16 protein-coding genes are annotated in these 14,956 nt (G+C 61.5%); 7 read left to right on the top strand and 9 right to left on the bottom strand.

Annotated elements, in window-relative coordinates; genetic code table 11:
• Positions 1–47: 47 nt before the first annotated feature.
• The 4 genes from ABWL43_RS13305 to ABWL43_RS13290 form a co-directional block, all read right to left on the bottom strand.
• A complete protein-coding gene (locus ABWL43_RS13305) occupies positions 48–263 on the bottom strand; it encodes a molybdopterin-binding protein (RefSeq protein ID WP_003173733.1) in 216 nt (71 codons plus the stop codon).
• Positions 264–623: 360 nt separating this feature from the next.
• Complete coding sequence (locus ABWL43_RS13300; RefSeq protein ID WP_404488087.1) at positions 624–1,544, bottom strand: FecR domain-containing protein; 921 nt, start codon at positions 1,542–1,544, stop codon at positions 624–626.
• Positions 1,541–2,059 (bottom strand): sigma-70 family RNA polymerase sigma factor, encoded by a 519-nt coding sequence (locus ABWL43_RS13295; protein WP_404488086.1) that lies wholly within the window; start codon positions 2,057–2,059, stop codon positions 1,541–1,543. The genes ABWL43_RS13300 and ABWL43_RS13295 overlap by 4 nt, the downstream gene beginning before the upstream one ends.
• A 92-nt stretch (positions 2,060–2,151) precedes the next feature.
• Positions 2,152–2,769, bottom strand: coding sequence for an LpxA family transferase (locus ABWL43_RS13290; protein ID WP_404488405.1), 618 nt, complete (start codon positions 2,767–2,769; stop codon positions 2,152–2,154).
• A gap of 113 nt (positions 2,770–2,882) precedes the next feature.
• Between ABWL43_RS13290 and ABWL43_RS13285 the strand changes: the two genes are divergently transcribed.
• The gene (locus ABWL43_RS13285) at positions 2,883–3,848 is read left to right on the top strand and encodes a threo-3-hydroxy-L-aspartate ammonia-lyase (RefSeq protein WP_404488084.1); all 966 of its coding nucleotides are present in this window, start codon (positions 2,883–2,885) and stop codon (positions 3,846–3,848) included.
• Positions 3,845–4,225 carry a RidA family protein gene (locus ABWL43_RS13280; RefSeq protein ID WP_404488082.1) on the top strand — a complete coding sequence of 127 codons (381 nt, stop codon included), beginning with the start codon at positions 3,845–3,847 and terminating at the stop codon, positions 4,223–4,225. The genes ABWL43_RS13285 and ABWL43_RS13280 overlap by 4 nt, the downstream gene beginning before the upstream one ends.
• Here the strand turns inward: ABWL43_RS13280 and ABWL43_RS13275 are convergent.
• Both ABWL43_RS13275 and ABWL43_RS13270 read right to left on the bottom strand, forming a co-directional pair.
• On the bottom strand, positions 4,213–4,839 hold the full coding sequence (locus ABWL43_RS13275; RefSeq protein ID WP_404488080.1) for a transcriptional regulator: 627 nt from the start codon (positions 4,837–4,839) through the stop codon (positions 4,213–4,215). The genes ABWL43_RS13280 and ABWL43_RS13275 overlap by 13 nt on opposite strands.
• A 32-nt stretch (positions 4,840–4,871) precedes the next feature.
• Positions 4,872–5,210 carry a GNAT family N-acetyltransferase gene (locus ABWL43_RS13270; protein ID WP_404488078.1) on the bottom strand — a complete coding sequence of 113 codons (339 nt, stop codon included), beginning with the start codon at positions 5,208–5,210 and terminating at the stop codon, positions 4,872–4,874.
• A gap of 327 nt (positions 5,211–5,537) precedes the next feature.
• On the opposite strand from ABWL43_RS13270, the gene ABWL43_RS13265 reads away from it, so the two are divergent.
• Complete coding sequence (locus ABWL43_RS13265) at positions 5,538–6,788, top strand: ribonucleotide-diphosphate reductase subunit beta (protein ID WP_404488075.1); 1,251 nt, start codon at positions 5,538–5,540, stop codon at positions 6,786–6,788.
• Between the two features lie 132 nt (positions 6,789–6,920).
• Entirely contained in the window at positions 6,921–7,409 is a 489-nt protein-coding gene (locus ABWL43_RS13260; RefSeq protein ID WP_404488073.1) for a DUF1289 domain-containing protein, read from the top strand.
• Positions 7,410–7,533: 124 nt separating this feature from the next.
• Here the strand turns inward: ABWL43_RS13260 and mdeB are convergent, their stop codons facing one another.
• Positions 7,534–10,212, bottom strand: a complete 2,679-nt coding sequence (mdeB, locus tag ABWL43_RS13255; protein ID WP_404488072.1) for an alpha-ketoglutarate dehydrogenase — start codon at positions 10,210–10,212, stop codon at positions 7,534–7,536.
• 191 nt (positions 10,213–10,403) lie between these two features.
• On the opposite strand from mdeB, the gene ABWL43_RS13250 reads away from it, so the two are divergent.
• The 3 genes from ABWL43_RS13250 (at position 10,404) to ABWL43_RS13240 (ending at position 13,158) form a co-directional block, all read left to right on the top strand.
• A complete protein-coding gene (locus ABWL43_RS13250) occupies positions 10,404–11,318 on the top strand; it encodes a class I SAM-dependent methyltransferase (RefSeq protein ID WP_262206441.1) in 915 nt (304 codons plus the stop codon).
• Positions 11,319–11,467: 149 nt separating this feature from the next.
• Positions 11,468–12,184: a phosphatidylcholine synthase gene (gene pcsA / locus ABWL43_RS13245; RefSeq protein WP_145165627.1), complete on the top strand. Its 717-nt coding sequence runs from the start codon at positions 11,468–11,470 to the stop codon at positions 12,182–12,184.
• A gap of 194 nt (positions 12,185–12,378) precedes the next feature.
• Positions 12,379–13,158: a TSUP family transporter gene (locus tag ABWL43_RS13240; RefSeq protein WP_404488070.1), complete on the top strand. Its 780-nt coding sequence runs from the start codon at positions 12,379–12,381 to the stop codon at positions 13,156–13,158.
• On the opposite strand, the gene nudC is transcribed toward ABWL43_RS13240, so the two are convergent.
• Both nudC and ABWL43_RS13230 read right to left on the bottom strand, forming a co-directional pair.
• Positions 13,126–13,959, bottom strand: coding sequence for an NAD(+) diphosphatase (gene nudC, locus ABWL43_RS13235; protein ID WP_145165628.1), 834 nt, complete (start codon positions 13,957–13,959; stop codon positions 13,126–13,128). The genes ABWL43_RS13240 and nudC overlap by 33 nt on opposite strands.
• A gap of 5 nt (positions 13,960–13,964) precedes the next feature.
• Positions 13,965–14,777: a crotonase/enoyl-CoA hydratase family protein gene (locus ABWL43_RS13230; RefSeq protein ID WP_369302288.1), complete on the bottom strand. Its 813-nt coding sequence runs from the start codon at positions 14,775–14,777 to the stop codon at positions 13,965–13,967.
• Positions 14,778–14,956 lie beyond the last annotated feature (179 nt).

Below are 14,956 nucleotides of genomic sequence, written 5' to 3'. Positions count from 1 at the left end.
AAAAAAGCAGATCTGCACTTAATCTGCTTTTGCTTCGAGCCAGTGGTTTACAGCTTGGCAATGGAAACTTCGGTCGACTTCACAAAGGCAATCACTTCGCTGCCCACTTTCAATTCCAGGTCGCGCACCGAGCGCGTGGTAATCACTGACGTCACGATGCCGGACGCGGTTTGCACGTCGATCTCGGACACCACTTCCCCCAGCAGAATCTCCTTGATGACGCCCTTGAACTGGTTGCGCACGTTGATCGCTTTAATGGTCATGTCGGCTTTCCTTTTGGCTGTTGGGTCAATCCGCACGAATGCGCAGGCCCTCAAAATGCGCCATCCAATCGAACATTAAAAGAAATATATAACTCTTTATTTATTCGATACGGATATATAAGAAGTGTTCGCCTGGCAACAGCTGATCAACAAACTGCCCGCTGCCATCACAGCCACAGCGGCTTAAACCTGAGCAAATGCGCTGTAGAAGCAGATGGCACAGAGACTGCATATTCCGATAACGCATGAAGGAACATACCATTCTGGAGCCCACGTTTGCCGGGCTGCGCTCGATCCCGAGCCTGGCGTGGATGTTCCTGGTGGCGGCCGAGTTGATCGCGGCCATCAAGGGTTAAAGCGTCAAACCAGCGTGCGGCTCAAGGTCACCCAATACCGCGTCCGCGCTCGCACCTCAAACCCCAACGTCTGGGACAGCAGCGTGAGGATGCGGTCGGTGTCGTCCAGCCGGAAGCTGCCGGTGACGCGTAGCATTTCCAGGCTCGGGTCCCAGCGCAACACGCCTGGGCGATAACGCGACAGTTCGCGCAGAAAATCCCCCAGCGGCTGGTTCTGTGCGGTCAACACGCCGTCGCGCCAGCCCAGTTGCAGCGCATCGAACGCTACCCGGGCGCCAAGCCCTTTGGCCTGCAACGGCGCCTGCTGCCCGCTGCTCAATGTCGCCACGTGCCCCTGCACGTCGCGCACCTGCACCGCGCCCTTGAGCACCGAGACCAAACAACCGGACGCCAATTGCCGCACACACACTTCGGCCTGGCTGACGTGAACCTCGCCGTAGCGGGTGTTCACGGTCATCGACGCCGCGCCCGGCACATTCACGGCGAGTTCACCGTCTACCAACGTGATGCGCCGCTGCTGGAGATCAACATCCACCGCCGTGGCCGTGTTGAGTTGCACGCTGCTGCCATCGGCCAACGGCAGGCGCCGGCGCTCGCCGGTGGCGGTGTGCACGTCGGCCCGCCATGCCTCGATGGGCAACTGCCGGCTGACCAGCCAAGCGGTCGGCACCAGCGCCGCCACGCCTAGCGCACGCTTGAGAATGGCCCGCCGCGACGGTTGCGGGCGGTCGAGGCTGGCCATTGCCAATGCCGGCGGCACGTCGCTGAAACGCTGGCGCAGGGCCTGGGCTTTCTGCCAGGTCTGTTCGTGCTGGGGGTGGCTGTCGCGCCACTGCTGCAACGCAGCGTGATCACGTTCGGTGGCCGCGCCGGATTCCAGCAAGGCCAGCCACTGCGCGGCGGCGCGCGCGACCTCGCGGCTCACAGCTCGGCCAGCAAACAATGTTCGTAAGCGTGCGCCATGTAGCGCTTCACGGTGCGCTCAGAAACGTCGAGCCGCTCGGCAATCTCGCGATAACCCAGGCCTTCGAGTTGGCTCCACAAAAATGCGCGGCGCACCAGCACGGGCAAACCGTCGAGCAACTCATCCAGCGCCTGCAGGGTTTCGAGCAGCAACCAGCGTTGCTCCGGCGACGGCACACAGGTGTGCGCAAGGCTTGCCAAGGCCGTTAAGTAAGCCTGCTCAAGGCTGCGCCGCTGATGAAAGTTGACCAGCAAACGCTTGCCGACCGTCACCAGGTACGCGCGCGGCTCCTGCATCTGCGCAATCGGCTGGGCACTGGCAAGTACGCGCAAGAACGTATCCTGGCTCAGGTCCGCCGCATCCCAGGCATTGCCCAGGCGCCGCCGCAGCCAGCTTTCGAGCCAGCTGCGGTGGTCGCGGTACAAGCTCGACAAGGTGGGTTCGGCGGCGTGGGTCGGGACAACAGCATCATTCATGGCAAGCGACCTGCGCGGCGCGAGTGAGTCTCAAATGAGATTCATTCTATTTAATATCGTGCCGGTGCACCATGCTCTTTTCAACATTGCGTTTATACAGACGTTTCTGCGTCGAACACCTGCCCGCGCCCGATCACACTGGCAGGGGCTAACACGGCACCCGGCGCCAGCACCGCATTGGCGCCAATCCGGCACTGATCGCCGAGCAACGCGCCGAACTTGTCGCAACCGGTGCGCTGTAACTGCCCGTCAATGCGCACCAGCACCTCCTTGTCCACCCGCTCATTGCGGTAGTTGGCGACGATGCTGCCCGCCTCCAGGTTGATCCCGTGGCCAAGCACCGAATCGCCGACAAAATTGAAATGCGCCAGCTTGCTGCCCTTGAATACCAATGAGGTTTTCAGTTCGGCGCCGGGCCCGATGATGCACTGCGCCTCCAGCCAGCAGCCACCGCGCAGCAGCGAACCGCTGGCGATAAAACACTCGGCGCCGATGATCAATGGGCCCTTGAGCAAGGCGCCGGGTTCGACCGTCGCGGTACGGTGCACGGCGATTTCATCGTGGATGACGTAATCATCAAGCGCCAGTTCGGTGAGCAATTGGCGCACGATGGCGGGCGCCTGGGCGACCAACACCCAGGGCGCCAGGTCGGCCCACGGCGCCAGCGGTGATTGGGCAAGGTTGGCGATGTAGTCGGTGAGTCTGATCAACGTCGAACCCTCGAGCATTCAGAGAAGCTCGAAACGCTAGCATGAACACGGGAAACTTTACTATTTGTCTTGATATGGATATTTTATCCAGACACGCACACAAGGTCCGTCGCATGCAATTGCCTACCTATCAAGACGTCATCGCCGCCGCCCAGCGCCTGGAGGGCTTCGCGCACGCCACGCCGGTGCTCACCTCGCGCACCCTCAACGCCGAAACCGGCGCCGAAGTGTTCATCAAATGTGAGCACCTGCAACGCACCGGCTCGTTCAAGTTTCGCGGCGCGTTCAACGCCCTCTCGCAGTTTGATGCGCAGCAGCGCACGGCCGGTGTGGTGGCGTTTTCTTCAGGCAACCACGCCCAAGGCATCGCGCTGGCGGCGCGTTTGCTGGGCATGCCGGCGACGATTGTGATGCCGACCGACGCGCCGGCCGCCAAGGTCGCCGCGACCCGTGAATATGGCGCCAGCGTGGTGCTGTATGACCGTTTCACCGAGGACCGCGAGCACATCGGCCGTACCCTGGCCATCGAGCAAGGGATGACGCTGATCCCGCCTTACGATCACCCGCACATCCTCGCCGGCCAAGGCACGTCCGCCAAGGAACTGCTGGAATTCACCGGCCCTTTGGACGCGCTCTTTGTCGGCCTGGGCGGCGGTGGCATGCTCTCAGGCACAGCACTTTCGACCCGTGCACTGGCGCCGGATTGCCAACTGTTCGGCGTCGAACCGGAGGCCGGCAATGACGGCCAGCGCTCCTTGCGTGCCGGCAGCATTGTGCACATCGACACGCCGGCGACCATTGCCGATGGTGCGCAAACCCAACACTTGGGCAACTACACCTTCCCGATCATCCGTGATCAGGTGAACGACATCTTCACCGTCTCCGACGCGCAGTTGGTGGAGGCCATGCGCTTTTTCATGCAGCGCATGAAGATGGTGGTGGAACCCACCGGCTGCCTTGGCCTGGCTGCGTTGCGCCAACTGGGCGAGCGGTTCAAGGGCCAGCGCGTGGGGCTTATCGTCACCGGCGGCAACGTCGATATCCAGCGCTACGCCGCCCTGCTCAGCGAGGCGCCATGAACATCATTCACACCGCGACTGCCGCGCCGCCAGCCGGGCATTATTCGCAGGCCGTCCGCCATGGCGACACGCTGTATATCTCCGGGCAATTGCCGGTCAGCGCGCAGGGTCGCCACAACCTTGAGGCGTCGTTTGCCGAACAGGCGCAGGTGGCGCTGGACAATGTGTTGGCGATCTTGAAAGCCGCTGGCGGTTCGCCCCAGGACTTGGTCAAGGTCACGGTGTACGTGGCCGGGGTTCACCACTGGCCGGAATTTGACCGAATTTACGCCGCCGCGCTGGGCGAGCACCGCCCTGCCCGCGCGGTGGTGCCGGTGCCCGAGTTGCATCACGGGTATCTGGTAGAGATTGAAGCGCTGGCGCGTTACTTGGCGTAGGTGTAGACCGCCGCGCGCGACACGCCCAGGTGCGAGGCGACAGTTTCCATGGCCCGGCGAACGTCCATGCAGCCGGAGTCTTTGAGCTCTTGCAGAAGCAGCCGCCGATCCGCCGCCTTGAGTGCCCGCGGCGTGGTCGCCAGGCGTGCGGCGAACTGGTCGATACGCGCACGAATCACATCGGCGCCGGACGGGTCGAGGGACTCATTGGGCTGGTCGCCACTGACTGAACCAAACTGCTCCAGCATGCTCTGCAAGCCCCGGAACAACGAGAGATCGACGTTCATGCACAAAGCCGCGACGTACTTGCCGCTGGTGTCCTTGATGCCGATCGATGTGCTTTTGACCTGACGCCCATCGGCGAACTGGTTCTGGTAGTTGGAGAGGACCTGCGGGTAGTCCGGGTCGGCAATGCGCGCCAGGCCCAGTTCGGTGGCCGGGTCACCGGGTTGGCGCCCGGAGAGGTTGTTGTGGATCGCCAGAATCGCGTGCTGCGGGTCGCGCAAGTCGTGCAGCACCACTTCGCAGAACGGGCTGAAGGTTTTGCTCAAGCCTTCGGCGATCTGTTCGAGCTGGCTGATCAGCGTAGTTTGTTCGGGAGAGGTCTTTTTCATGCAAGACAACATATCCAGTCCTGGACAGGACGTCAATTTGACCGCTGTCCCTCATTGTGGCGTTTCAACCATGGAAGGGTTGCTTCCAGGTAGGCCTTGGCATGGCCCGCGTGTTGGATGTGCTGCAAGGCTTCACTCAGCAAACGCGCACCAATGCCCTGCCCGGCCGCATCACCGCGCACGAACAATTTGCTGATTTGATGGCCGTCAATCTCGACGAAACCTTGCAGGCTATCGGTATACGCCAGCCACAGGCTGCCCGCGGCAATGGCCGCGCGGTACGTCTCAGGCGAGCGACCATCGAGCCACGTTGCAATCTGCTCAGGGCCGTAATCGGCGTTGCACAGGTTTTCGACCGAGTTTTGATGCACGGCGAAGATGCTTTAGGCGTCTTCCTGGACGGCTGCGCGGATCAGAATTTTTTTCATTCCCTTGAGTTTCGTGTGTGGCCAGTGAACCCAGGCTTTATAGCTGAATGGGCGCCGGGCAGCGACCGATGACCGCACATCTTGTGCGTTGACCTACTTTGTTACACACCATATAGTGTGCCCACAAACAAAACAGACCACTACATAGTGTGCAGTATCGTTAATTACCGACCACACTATGCGCAGCATTTCAATGCCAGGTAGCCTGCAAACCGCATATTTTTGGACGGGTTAACACGCCGTCAGAACAGATCAGGAAGGAGTATTTCAATGCTGAGTTGGGATGAAGTCGACAACGAAGACACCGGTGCAGCGGTGATCAAGGGCGCCAACGCCGGGCATGCCAGCGAAGCCAACATGGACCGCCTTGACGGCGCCGGCGCCGCGGCCGCACTGGAAGCGCGCAATGTGACTGCCAACGACTCCGCCGCCATCGTGCGCGCCAAGGCCGCCCTCGACAAACTCGACGTCGCCGAAGGCCTCGCCGAGCTCGAAGGCTCCGCCGCCCGCGTCGCCGTCGACGAAAAGCGCATGATCAACTGCCGCGCCGACCTCAACCAACTCGTGCCGTTCAAGTACGACTGGGCCTGGCAAAAGTACCTCGACGGCTGCGCCAACCACTGGATGCCGCAAGAGGTCAACATGACCGCCGACATCGCCCTGTGGAAAAACCCCGAAGGCCTGACCGACGACGAACGCCGCATCGTCATGCGCAACCTCGGCTTCTTCTCCACCGCCGACTCCCTGGTTGCCAACAACCTGGTCCTGGCCGTGTACCGCCTGATCACCAACCCGGAGTGCCGCCAGTACATCCTGCGCCAGGCCTTCGAAGAAGCGATCCACACCCACGCCTACCAGTACTGCATCGAATCGTTGCCCATGGATGAAGGCGAGATCTTCAACATGTACCACGAGATTCCATCGGTCGCCAAAAAGGCCGCTTGGGGCCTGAAGTACACCCGCTCGATCTCCGATCCGAAGTTCGAAACCGGCACCGTCGAGACTGATAAAGAGTTGCTGCGTAACCTGGTCGCTTACTACTGCGTCCTGGAAGGCATCTTCTTCTACTGCGGCTTCACCCAGATCCTGTCGATGGGCCGCCGCAACAAAATGACCGGCGTGGCCGAGCAGTTCCAGTACATCCTGCGCGACGAGTCGATGCACCTCAACTTCGGTATCGATGTGATCAACCAGATCAAAATCGAAAACCCACACTTGTGGGATGCCGAGATGAAGGAAGAAGCGACCCAGATGATCCTGCAAGGGACTCAGCTGGAGATTGAATATGCTCGTGACACTATGCCGCGTGGGGTGTTGGGCATGAACGCGGCGATGATGGAGGACTACCTCAAGTTCATCGCGAACCGTCGTCTGTCGCAGATCGGCTTGAAGGAAGAGTATCCGGGCACGACTAACCCGTTCCCGTGGATGAGCGAGATCATGGACTTGAAGAAAGAGAAGAATTTCTTCGAAACCCGCGTGATCGAGTACCAGACCGGCGGCGCGCTGAGCTGGGACTAACAATGTGGGAGCGGGCTTGCCCGCGATGGCATTGGGTCAGCTAAAGATGCATTGGCTGACACACAGCTATCGCGGGCAAGCCCGCTCCCACATTAGCAATCTGCGATCCATAGACTTTGCAAACAAACCCTTATGCCCAATCAAACCATCAAAACGCCTTGCGTCGGCCTGTGCTCCACCGTTTACGGTGACCTGGTCTGCCGGGGCTGCAAGCGTTATCACCATGAAGTGATTCAGTGGAATGGCTACAGCGCCGACGAGAAGCAGGCAGTGTGGCAGCGCCTGGAACAGTTGCTGGTGCAGGTGATGGCCAGCAAGCTGGAAGTGCTTGACCCGCAGCGCCTGCGCCAGCAGCTGGAAGACCGCAAAATTCGGTTTGTGCCCCACCAGTCGCCGTATTGCTGGGCATACCAGTTGATTGCGCGGGGCGCGCGGGTGATTTCCAGACTGGATGCGTATGGCCTGGCGTTGTTGCCGGAATTTCGTGAGCGCAACCTTGCGGATTTGCGTGATGCGATTGATCGGGAGTTTTTTCTATTGTCCGAGGCGCACTATGAGCGTTACATCGCGCCGGGGTTTCTGAAGGAGGCGTTTGGGCCAGCCCTGATTGCCACGTTCTAACATTCACCACAAAACTCTGTGGGAGCTGGCTTGCCTGCGATAGCAGTGGACGAGTCAATAAATTTGTCGACTGATACTCCGCTATCGCAGGCAAGCCAGCTCCCACATTTGATGTGTGTGTGGTTCAGGACATCCAGGAACCCGCCCGTTCTGTCTGCAAGCCATAGCGCTCAATCGCCTGCTGACACACCTCCCGCGCCACACTCCCCTGCTCCGCCAACGCTGTCAGCGCCGCCAGCACCAGGTGATGGCGATCTACTTCAAAGAAATCCCGCAACGCCGCCCGTGTGTCACTGCGGCCAAAACCGTCGGTGCCGAGCACGGTGTAGCTGCAATTGAGGTAAGAAGCGATCATCTGCGGCACCGCCCGCACATAGTCGGACACCGCAATCACCGGCGCGCCGTTGGGCAAGCAGTCATTTACATGGCTGACGCGCTTGGCGTCCTGAGGATGCAAGCGATTCCACCGCTCCACTTCCCGCGCATCCCGCGCCAGCTCACTGTAACTGGTGACGCTGAACACCTCGCTCGCCACCTGCCAATCCTCGGCCAGTAACTGCGCGGCAGCCTGGGCCTCGCGCAGCAGCGTGCCCGAACCCAACAGGCGCACTTGGGCATCTGGCGCACCTTGCAAGCGGTACATGCCTTTGATGATCGCCGACTCCACACCCCGCGGCAGGCTCGGCTGCGGGTAGTTTTCGTTCATCAGCGTTACGTAGTAGAACTCGTCCACATCGTGCTCGAGCATCTGGCGCATGCCGTGGTCGAGGATCACCGCAAACTCGCCGGCAAACGCCGGGTCGTAGGCGCGGCAATTAGGCACGGTGGCCGCGCTGAGGTGGCTGCTGCCGTCCTGGTGCTGCAACCCTTCGCCGCCCAGGGTGGTGCGCCCGGCCGTGGCGCCAAGCAGGAAGCCGCGGGCGCGCTGGTCGGCGGCGGCCCAAATCAGGTCGCCGACGCGCTGGAAGCCGAACATCGAGTAATAGATGTAGAACGGCAACATGCGCAGGCCGTGCACTGAGTAACTGGTGGCCGCTGCCACCCACGAGCTGATGGCACTGGCTTCGCTGATGCCTTCCTCGAGGATCTGCCCGTCGGTGGCTTCGCGGTAGCTGAGGATCGAGCCGATGTCTTCGGGCTCGTAGCGCTGGCCGACGCTGGAATAGATGCCGATTTGCTTGAACAGGTTGGCCATGCCGAAGGTGCGCGCCTCATCCGCCACGATCGGCACGATGCGCGGGCCGAGGGCCTTGTCCTTGAGCAGGTTGGTGAGCATGCGCACGAAGGCCATGGTGGTGGACATCTCCTTGCCGTCAGCCGCCGTGGCGAAACCGGCGTAACCCGTCACCGGCGGCACCGCCACCGGCGCTGCGATCTGGCTGCGACTCGGTACGTAACCGCCCAGCGCCTGGCGGCGTTGATGCAGGTAGCGCAGTTCAAGGCTGTCGTCGGCCGGCTTGAAGAAGCTCAGCGATTCGGTCTGCTCGTCGGTCAGCGGCAACTGGAAGCGATTACGGAAGGCAATCAGCGCTTGCCGATCAAGCTTCTTCTGCTGGTGCGTGGTCATCCTGCCCTGCCCGGCTTCGCCCATGCCGAAGCCCTTTTTGGTCTGCGCCAGAATCACCGTCGGCTGGCCCTTGACCCGGCGCGCGGCGTGGTAGGCAGCGTGGATCTTGACCATGTCGTGGCCGCCACGCTTGAGACGGTCGATTTGCTCGTCACTCATGCCCTCGACCAACTTGGCCAGTGACTCGCTCTGGCCGAAAAAGTGCTCACGGTTGTAGGCGCCGTCTTTGGCGGCGAAGGTCTGGAATTGCCCGTCGACGGTCTGCGACAGCGTGCTCACCAGCGAGCCGTCGCTGTCCTTGGCAAGCAAGGCGTCCCAGTCTGAACCCCAGACCAGCTTGATCACATTCCAGCCGGCACCGGCAAATAACGCCTCCAGTTCGTCGATGATGCGCCCATTGCCGCGCACTGGGCCGTCAAGGCGTTGCAGGTTGCAGTTGACCACCCAGGTCAGGTTGTCCAGCCCTTCGCGGGCGGCCAGGGTCAAGGCCGACATGCTTTCCGGCTCGTCCATTTCGCCGTCGCCGAACACACCCCAGACGTGACGGTCGGTGGTGTCGAGCAGCCCACGATGCTGCAGGTAGCGCATGAAACGCGCCTGGAAAATCGAGCTGATCGGGCCGATCCCCATGGAACCGGTGGGGAACTGCCAGAAGTCCGGCATCAACCACGGGTGCGGGTAGCTGGAGAGACCCCGTGCGCCCGCTTGTTGCCCGCCGATCTCCTGGCGGTAGTGTGCGAGGTCGTCTTCGCTCAAGCGGCCTTCCAGATAGGCGCGCGCATAAATGCCCGGCGCGGAATGCGGCTGGTAGAACACCAGGTCGCCGCCACAGTCTGGGTTGCGGGCGCGGAAAAAGTGGTTGAAGCCCACTTCGAACAAATCGGCGGCACTGGCGTAGCTGGCGATATGGCCACCCAGTTCGCCGTACGCCTGGTTGGCGCGCACCACCATGGCCAGCGCGTTCCAGCGCACCAGCGAGGCCAGGCGCTCTTCCGTGGCGAGGTCACCGGGAAACGCCGGCTGCTGCGCAACGCTGATGCTGTTGATGTACGGCGTGCCGTGGCGGGGTTTCCAGTCGATGTGCGGGGCGCTGCCTTCGCGGGCCAGCAGGTCGAGGACCTGCCGCGCTCGTTCGGGACCGGCGTTGGCCACCAGCGAGGCCAGCGCGTCACGCCACTCGTCCAGCTCTACTTGATCCAACGCCGTGTGATTGACTGCACTGGCGAAACCATTCATGCGCACCTCCGGGCTTTTTTTCCAGTTTATGCTGGTGCTAAAGGATTTTTTGCCTGTTATCAGGCGCAGGTTCGAGCATTTTGAGCATGAATCACTGCCAATCTGCTTTTTTCCAGCACGTTGTGCTCAAGCCACACGTAACACTGCAACTGTGTTTAAAATGCCGCCCGCTCAATGACCGACGCTGACCGATGACCCCAGACGCACTCGCCACCCTGCACGCCCACCTGCTCACCGCCCTGGCTAGCCCGCCCGCCGAGACCCGGCGACTGTTCCACGGCCGTGGCCGCTGCTGGCCGGACCTGGAACAACTGACGGTGGACTGGTTGCAAGGGGTGATTCTGGTGTCGCTGTTCAAAGCGCCGGAGGCCGAACAGCTGGACGCGTTGAAACAGATGCTCAAAGAACAGCTCAGCGCCTATACCGTCGCCCTGCAACACCGCTACCTGCCGCAAAGCACCACCGAATGGCTGGTGGGTGACGCTGTTGATGAGCTGACCATCACCGAAGGCGGCCTGCGTTACTTGATCGATCTGGGAAAAAAACAGAACAGCGGGCTGTTCCTCGACATGCGTTACGGCCGTCACTGGGTGCGTGAGCAGGCCAAGGGCCAGCGCGTACTCAATTTGTTCGCGTATACCTGCGGTTTCTCGGTCGCGGCCATCGAAGGCGGCGCCGACCATGTGGTCAACCTCGACATGGCCCGTGGCGCCCTCAGCCGTGGCCGCGACAACCATCGCCTGAACGGTCACGACCTGAGCAACGTTACGTTTCTGGGCCATGACCTGTTCAAGTCCTGGGCCAAGGTCACCCACAGCGGGCCTTATGACTTGGTCATCATCGATCCGCCGTCCTTCCAGAAAGGCAGTTTCCTGCTGACCAAGGACTACCAGCGCGTGCTGCGCAGGCTGCCGGATTTGCTCACGCCACAGGGCAGCGTACTGGCGTGCATGAACGACCCGGCGTTTGGCGAAGACTTCCTGATCGACGGCGTCACCCGCGAAGCACCGGGCCTGCGCTTTGTGGAGCGGCTGCAAAACCCGCCTGAATTTCCGGATATCGACCCCCAAAGTGGCTTGAAGGCGCTGGTGTTCCGTCAGGGTTGATGCTGAAACGTCCTGCGCTTGCTACGCTAAGTGGTACACCGGGGTGGTGAACCTTATCCCCCCCTTCCCGGTCGATACCTGCATTCCCCGGCCAGACTCGACGGCGTTACGTTGTCGGCTGCCCTGTTTGACCTTTTGGAGAACCGCCCGTGATATCGACCCTGCATGTAGCCAGACTCAAAGCCTGGGGCGCCCACGGCTTTACCGCCACTGGCGTGGTGCTGGCCTTTTTGGCCACGCTTGCGCTGCTGGAAAACTCACCCAAGGCTTGCCTGCTCTGGCTGGGCCTGGCACTGGTAGTCGATGGCGTTGACGGCTCCCTGGCCCGACGAGTGAATGTCAGCACGGTACTGCCAAGCTTCGATGGCTCGGTGCTGGACCTGGTGATTGATTACCTGACGTACGTGTTTATTCCGGCGCTGTTCATCTACCGCTATATCGACCTGCCGGACTTCACTCACCTGTTTACGGTGTCGGTGATTCTGGTGTCGTCGCTGTTCTGCTTTTGCAATGTGAACATGAAGAGCAAGGACAACTACTTTGTCGGCTTTCCCGCCGCCTGGAACGTGGTTGCCCTGTGCGTGTACATCATTCAGCCGGACGCCTGGGTCACCTTGCTGACGGTGATTGGCCTGGCGCTGCTGACCGTGACGCCGATGAAGTTTTTGCACCCGTTCCGGGTCAAGCGCTTTATGCCGATCAACATTGCCGTCACCACAATCTGGTTGTTGTGCAGCTTTTTGATGGTGGTGGACTACCCGAATACCAACCCATGGACGTTCGGGTTGTGGTCGCTGATGTCGGCGTATTTCCTCGGCATTTGTGTGTGGCGCACAGCGCTGGAGTGGCTGGGAACCCATAAATAGCAAGACGGGCACGGTTTAAAGGTGGGAGCTGGCTTGCCTGCGATGGCGCCGGGTCAGTTACAGCAGTTGGGCCTGCCCCACCGCTATGGCAAGCAAGCCCGCTCCCACATTTGGATCTGTGTACATCCGGCAGGTAAGATGGCGACCTTTGGCGCAGCCCCTTTGCTGCGCCCTGCCAATAATAAGCCCTGCCCATGCCCTTCGAACTCAGCGTAGACCTCACCACCCTGGCCATCCTGGCCATCGTGGCCTTTATCGCCGGCTTCATCGATGCCATCGCCGGCGGCGGCGGGCTGCTCACCACGCCGGCCCTGCTGACCGCCGGCATGCCGCCCCACCTGGTGCTAGGCACCAATAAACTCAGTTCCACCTTCGGCTCGGCCACGGCCAGCGTTACCTTCTACCGGCGCAAACTCTTTCACCCGCGCCAGTGGGTGCATGCCATCGTCGGCACGCTGATCGGCGCCCTCGCCGGTGCGGTGGTCGCGCACTACCTGCCCGCCGAAACCCTGAACAAAATGCTCCCGGTGATCGTATTCGGCTGCGGTGTGTACTTGCTGTTTGGCGGCACGCCCAAGGCGCCGCTGGATGCCGACGCGCCGATCAAGAAAAAATGGCAATCCACCCAGGGCTTCGGCCTGGGCTTCTACGACGGCGTGGCCGGCCCCGGCACCGGCGCGTTCTGGACGGTCAGCACGATGCTGCTGCACCCCATCGACCTGGTGAAGGCCAGCGGCGTAGCGCGCAGCATGAACTTCGTCAGCAACGCGGCGGCGCTGTCGGTGTTCATCTTCAACGGCTCGGTGGACTGGATCGTCGGTCTGGCGATGGGCTTCTCGGTAATGTGCGGCGCCTTCTTTGGCGCCCGCAGCGCGATCAGCGGCGGCGCCAAATTCATTCGCCCGGTGTTTATCACCGTGGTCCTCGGCCTGACCGTGCGCCTAGCCTGGCAACACTGGTTCAGCGTGGCCTAAACGACGGGCCAGGTAGAGGTCGATCAGGTAACGCGCAATCGACCGTGACGCCGGCAATGGCGGCAGGTCGTGGATGTTGAACCACTGCGCGTCCTCGATCTCGTCGGCTTGGGGCACGATGTCGCCACCGGCATATTCGGCATGGAAGCCGAGCATCATCGAATGCGGGAACGGCCAGCATTGGCTGCCCATGTACTGGATATTCTTGACCTCCACCTGCACTTCCTCGCGCACCTCGCGGATCAGGCAGTCTTCGGCCGACTCACCCGGCTCGGCGAACCCGGCCAAGGTGCTGTAGACGCCCGTGACAAAACGCGGCGAACGCGCCAGCAGGATCTCGTCGCCCCGGGTCACCAACACGATCATGCTCGGCGAAATGCGCGGGTAGCTGCGCAGGTCGCAGGCCGGGCAATGCATCGCACGCTCACGCGGCACCTGGACCATGGCCTGGCCGCAGCTGCCGCAAAACCGGTGCTCGCGCGCCCAGGTGCCGATCTGCGCCGCGTAGCCGAGCACTTTGTACAATGTGTGGTCGCCCTGCAGCATGAACGCGCGCAAACCCTGCCAGCTGCAGCCCGGCACGTCACTTGCCGAGTTCAGTTCCAGCAGGTACACCGGCTCACCGTCGAGGTGGCCGATGCCGTGTTCGGCGAACACCGACAGGTCCTGGCGCTTGAGCCATTCGCGCGCAAACAGCGGGCCATTGGTGTCATGCAAAAAGCCTTCACGGCTGCGGGCAACGGCCCAGCCACCGGGGGCGTCGTTGTCCAGCAGCGTTGTGGTAATCCAGCCTGGGGTCATGTCAGTCAATCCACGAATTCGGGTTTCTGCTTACTCATATGGGCCGCGATGGCCACGCGCAGGTCGTTGGATTGCAACATAGCCGAGTTCCAGGTGGCAACGTATTCCAGACCATCATTGACCGTATGGTCACGCATGTAGCTGATCATCGCCTTGGTGCCGGTCACGGCAATCGGCGACTTGGCGGCGATTTGCTGGGCAATGTCCATCACGCCAGCCAACAGGCTTGCATGGTCCGCATACACACGATTGACCAGGCCGATGCTGCGCGCTTCCTCAGCCCCGAACTGGCGGCCGGTGTAAGCCAGTTCACGCAGCATGCCGTCGCCGACAATGCGCGGCAGGCGCTGCAGGGTGCCCACGTCGGCGGCCATGCCGATGTCGATTTCCTTGATCGAGAACTGCGCGTCTTCAGCGGCGTAGCGCATGTCGCAGGCACTGATCAAGTCGATGGCGCCGCCGATGCAGTAGCCGTGGATCGCCGCCAGCACCGGTTTGCGGCAATTGTCGACGGCGTTGAACGAGGCTTGCAGCTCAAGGATCTTGCGGCGCAACAAGCGCGCATTGCGGCCCACGTCCTTGCCGAACTCGTTGGCCACCGAGGCCAGCAGCATCAGGTCGATGCCGGAAGAAAAATGCTTGCCGGCGCCGCTGAGCACCACGGCGCGCACGGCGTCGGTGTCTTCGATCCATTGAAAAATGTCGATGATTTCGGTCCAGAACGCCGCGTTCATCGCGTTGATCTTTTCCGGGCGATTGATCTGCACATGGGCGACGTTGCCGCTGAGCTCGACGACGAAAGCTTGGTATTCGGACATGGCAGTGATCCCTGACTGGCGAGTGATAAGGGCCGAACTATAACAAGGGAGCGCGGCGGCGCATCGGCCAAAAACGGGACTGGCAAACGTAATGAAATGTTGTGGGGCCGCGGTTCATGGCCTGCCGATACATTTCACCCAGGGACGCGACTTTATCGGCTATACAATCTGGGCCATTT

Origin of the sequence: Pseudomonas sp. HT11 (assembly GCF_044875395.1) — a bacterium.
Classification (GTDB): domain Bacteria; phylum Pseudomonadota; class Gammaproteobacteria; order Pseudomonadales; family Pseudomonadaceae; genus Aquipseudomonas.
The sequence above is the reverse complement of the archived record's forward strand: the minus strand, read 5'-3'. Positions and strand labels throughout refer to the sequence as shown.

Excerpts from the sequence above, each read along its gene's own strand:
- ABWL43_RS13305 (WP_003173733.1), bottom strand. The coding sequence starts at position 263 with ATGACCATTAAAGCGATCAACGTGCGCAACCAGTTCAAGGGCGTCATC.
- ABWL43_RS13295 (WP_404488086.1), bottom strand. The coding sequence starts at position 2,059 with ATGAATGATGCTGTTGTCCCGACCCACGCCGCCGAACCCACCTTGTCG.
- ABWL43_RS13285 (WP_404488084.1), top strand. The coding sequence starts at position 2,883 with ATGCAATTGCCTACCTATCAAGACGTCATCGCCGCCGCCCAGCGCCTG.
- ABWL43_RS13280 (WP_404488082.1), top strand. The coding sequence starts at position 3,845 with ATGAACATCATTCACACCGCGACTGCCGCGCCGCCAGCCGGGCATTAT.
- ABWL43_RS13275 (WP_404488080.1), bottom strand. The coding sequence starts at position 4,839 with ATGAAAAAGACCTCTCCCGAACAAACTACGCTGATCAGCCAGCTCGAA.
- ABWL43_RS13265 (WP_404488075.1), top strand. The coding sequence starts at position 5,538 with ATGCTGAGTTGGGATGAAGTCGACAACGAAGACACCGGTGCAGCGGTG.
- ABWL43_RS13260 (WP_404488073.1), top strand. The coding sequence starts at position 6,921 with ATGCCCAATCAAACCATCAAAACGCCTTGCGTCGGCCTGTGCTCCACC.
- mdeB (WP_404488072.1), bottom strand. The coding sequence starts at position 10,212 with ATGAATGGTTTCGCCAGTGCAGTCAATCACACGGCGTTGGATCAAGTA.
- ABWL43_RS13250 (WP_262206441.1), top strand. The coding sequence starts at position 10,404 with ATGACCCCAGACGCACTCGCCACCCTGCACGCCCACCTGCTCACCGCC.
- ABWL43_RS13240 (WP_404488070.1), top strand. The coding sequence starts at position 12,379 with ATGCCCTTCGAACTCAGCGTAGACCTCACCACCCTGGCCATCCTGGCC.
- nudC (WP_145165628.1), bottom strand. The coding sequence starts at position 13,959 with ATGACCCCAGGCTGGATTACCACAACGCTGCTGGACAACGACGCCCCC.
- ABWL43_RS13230 (WP_369302288.1), bottom strand. The coding sequence starts at position 14,777 with ATGTCCGAATACCAAGCTTTCGTCGTCGAGCTCAGCGGCAACGTCGCC.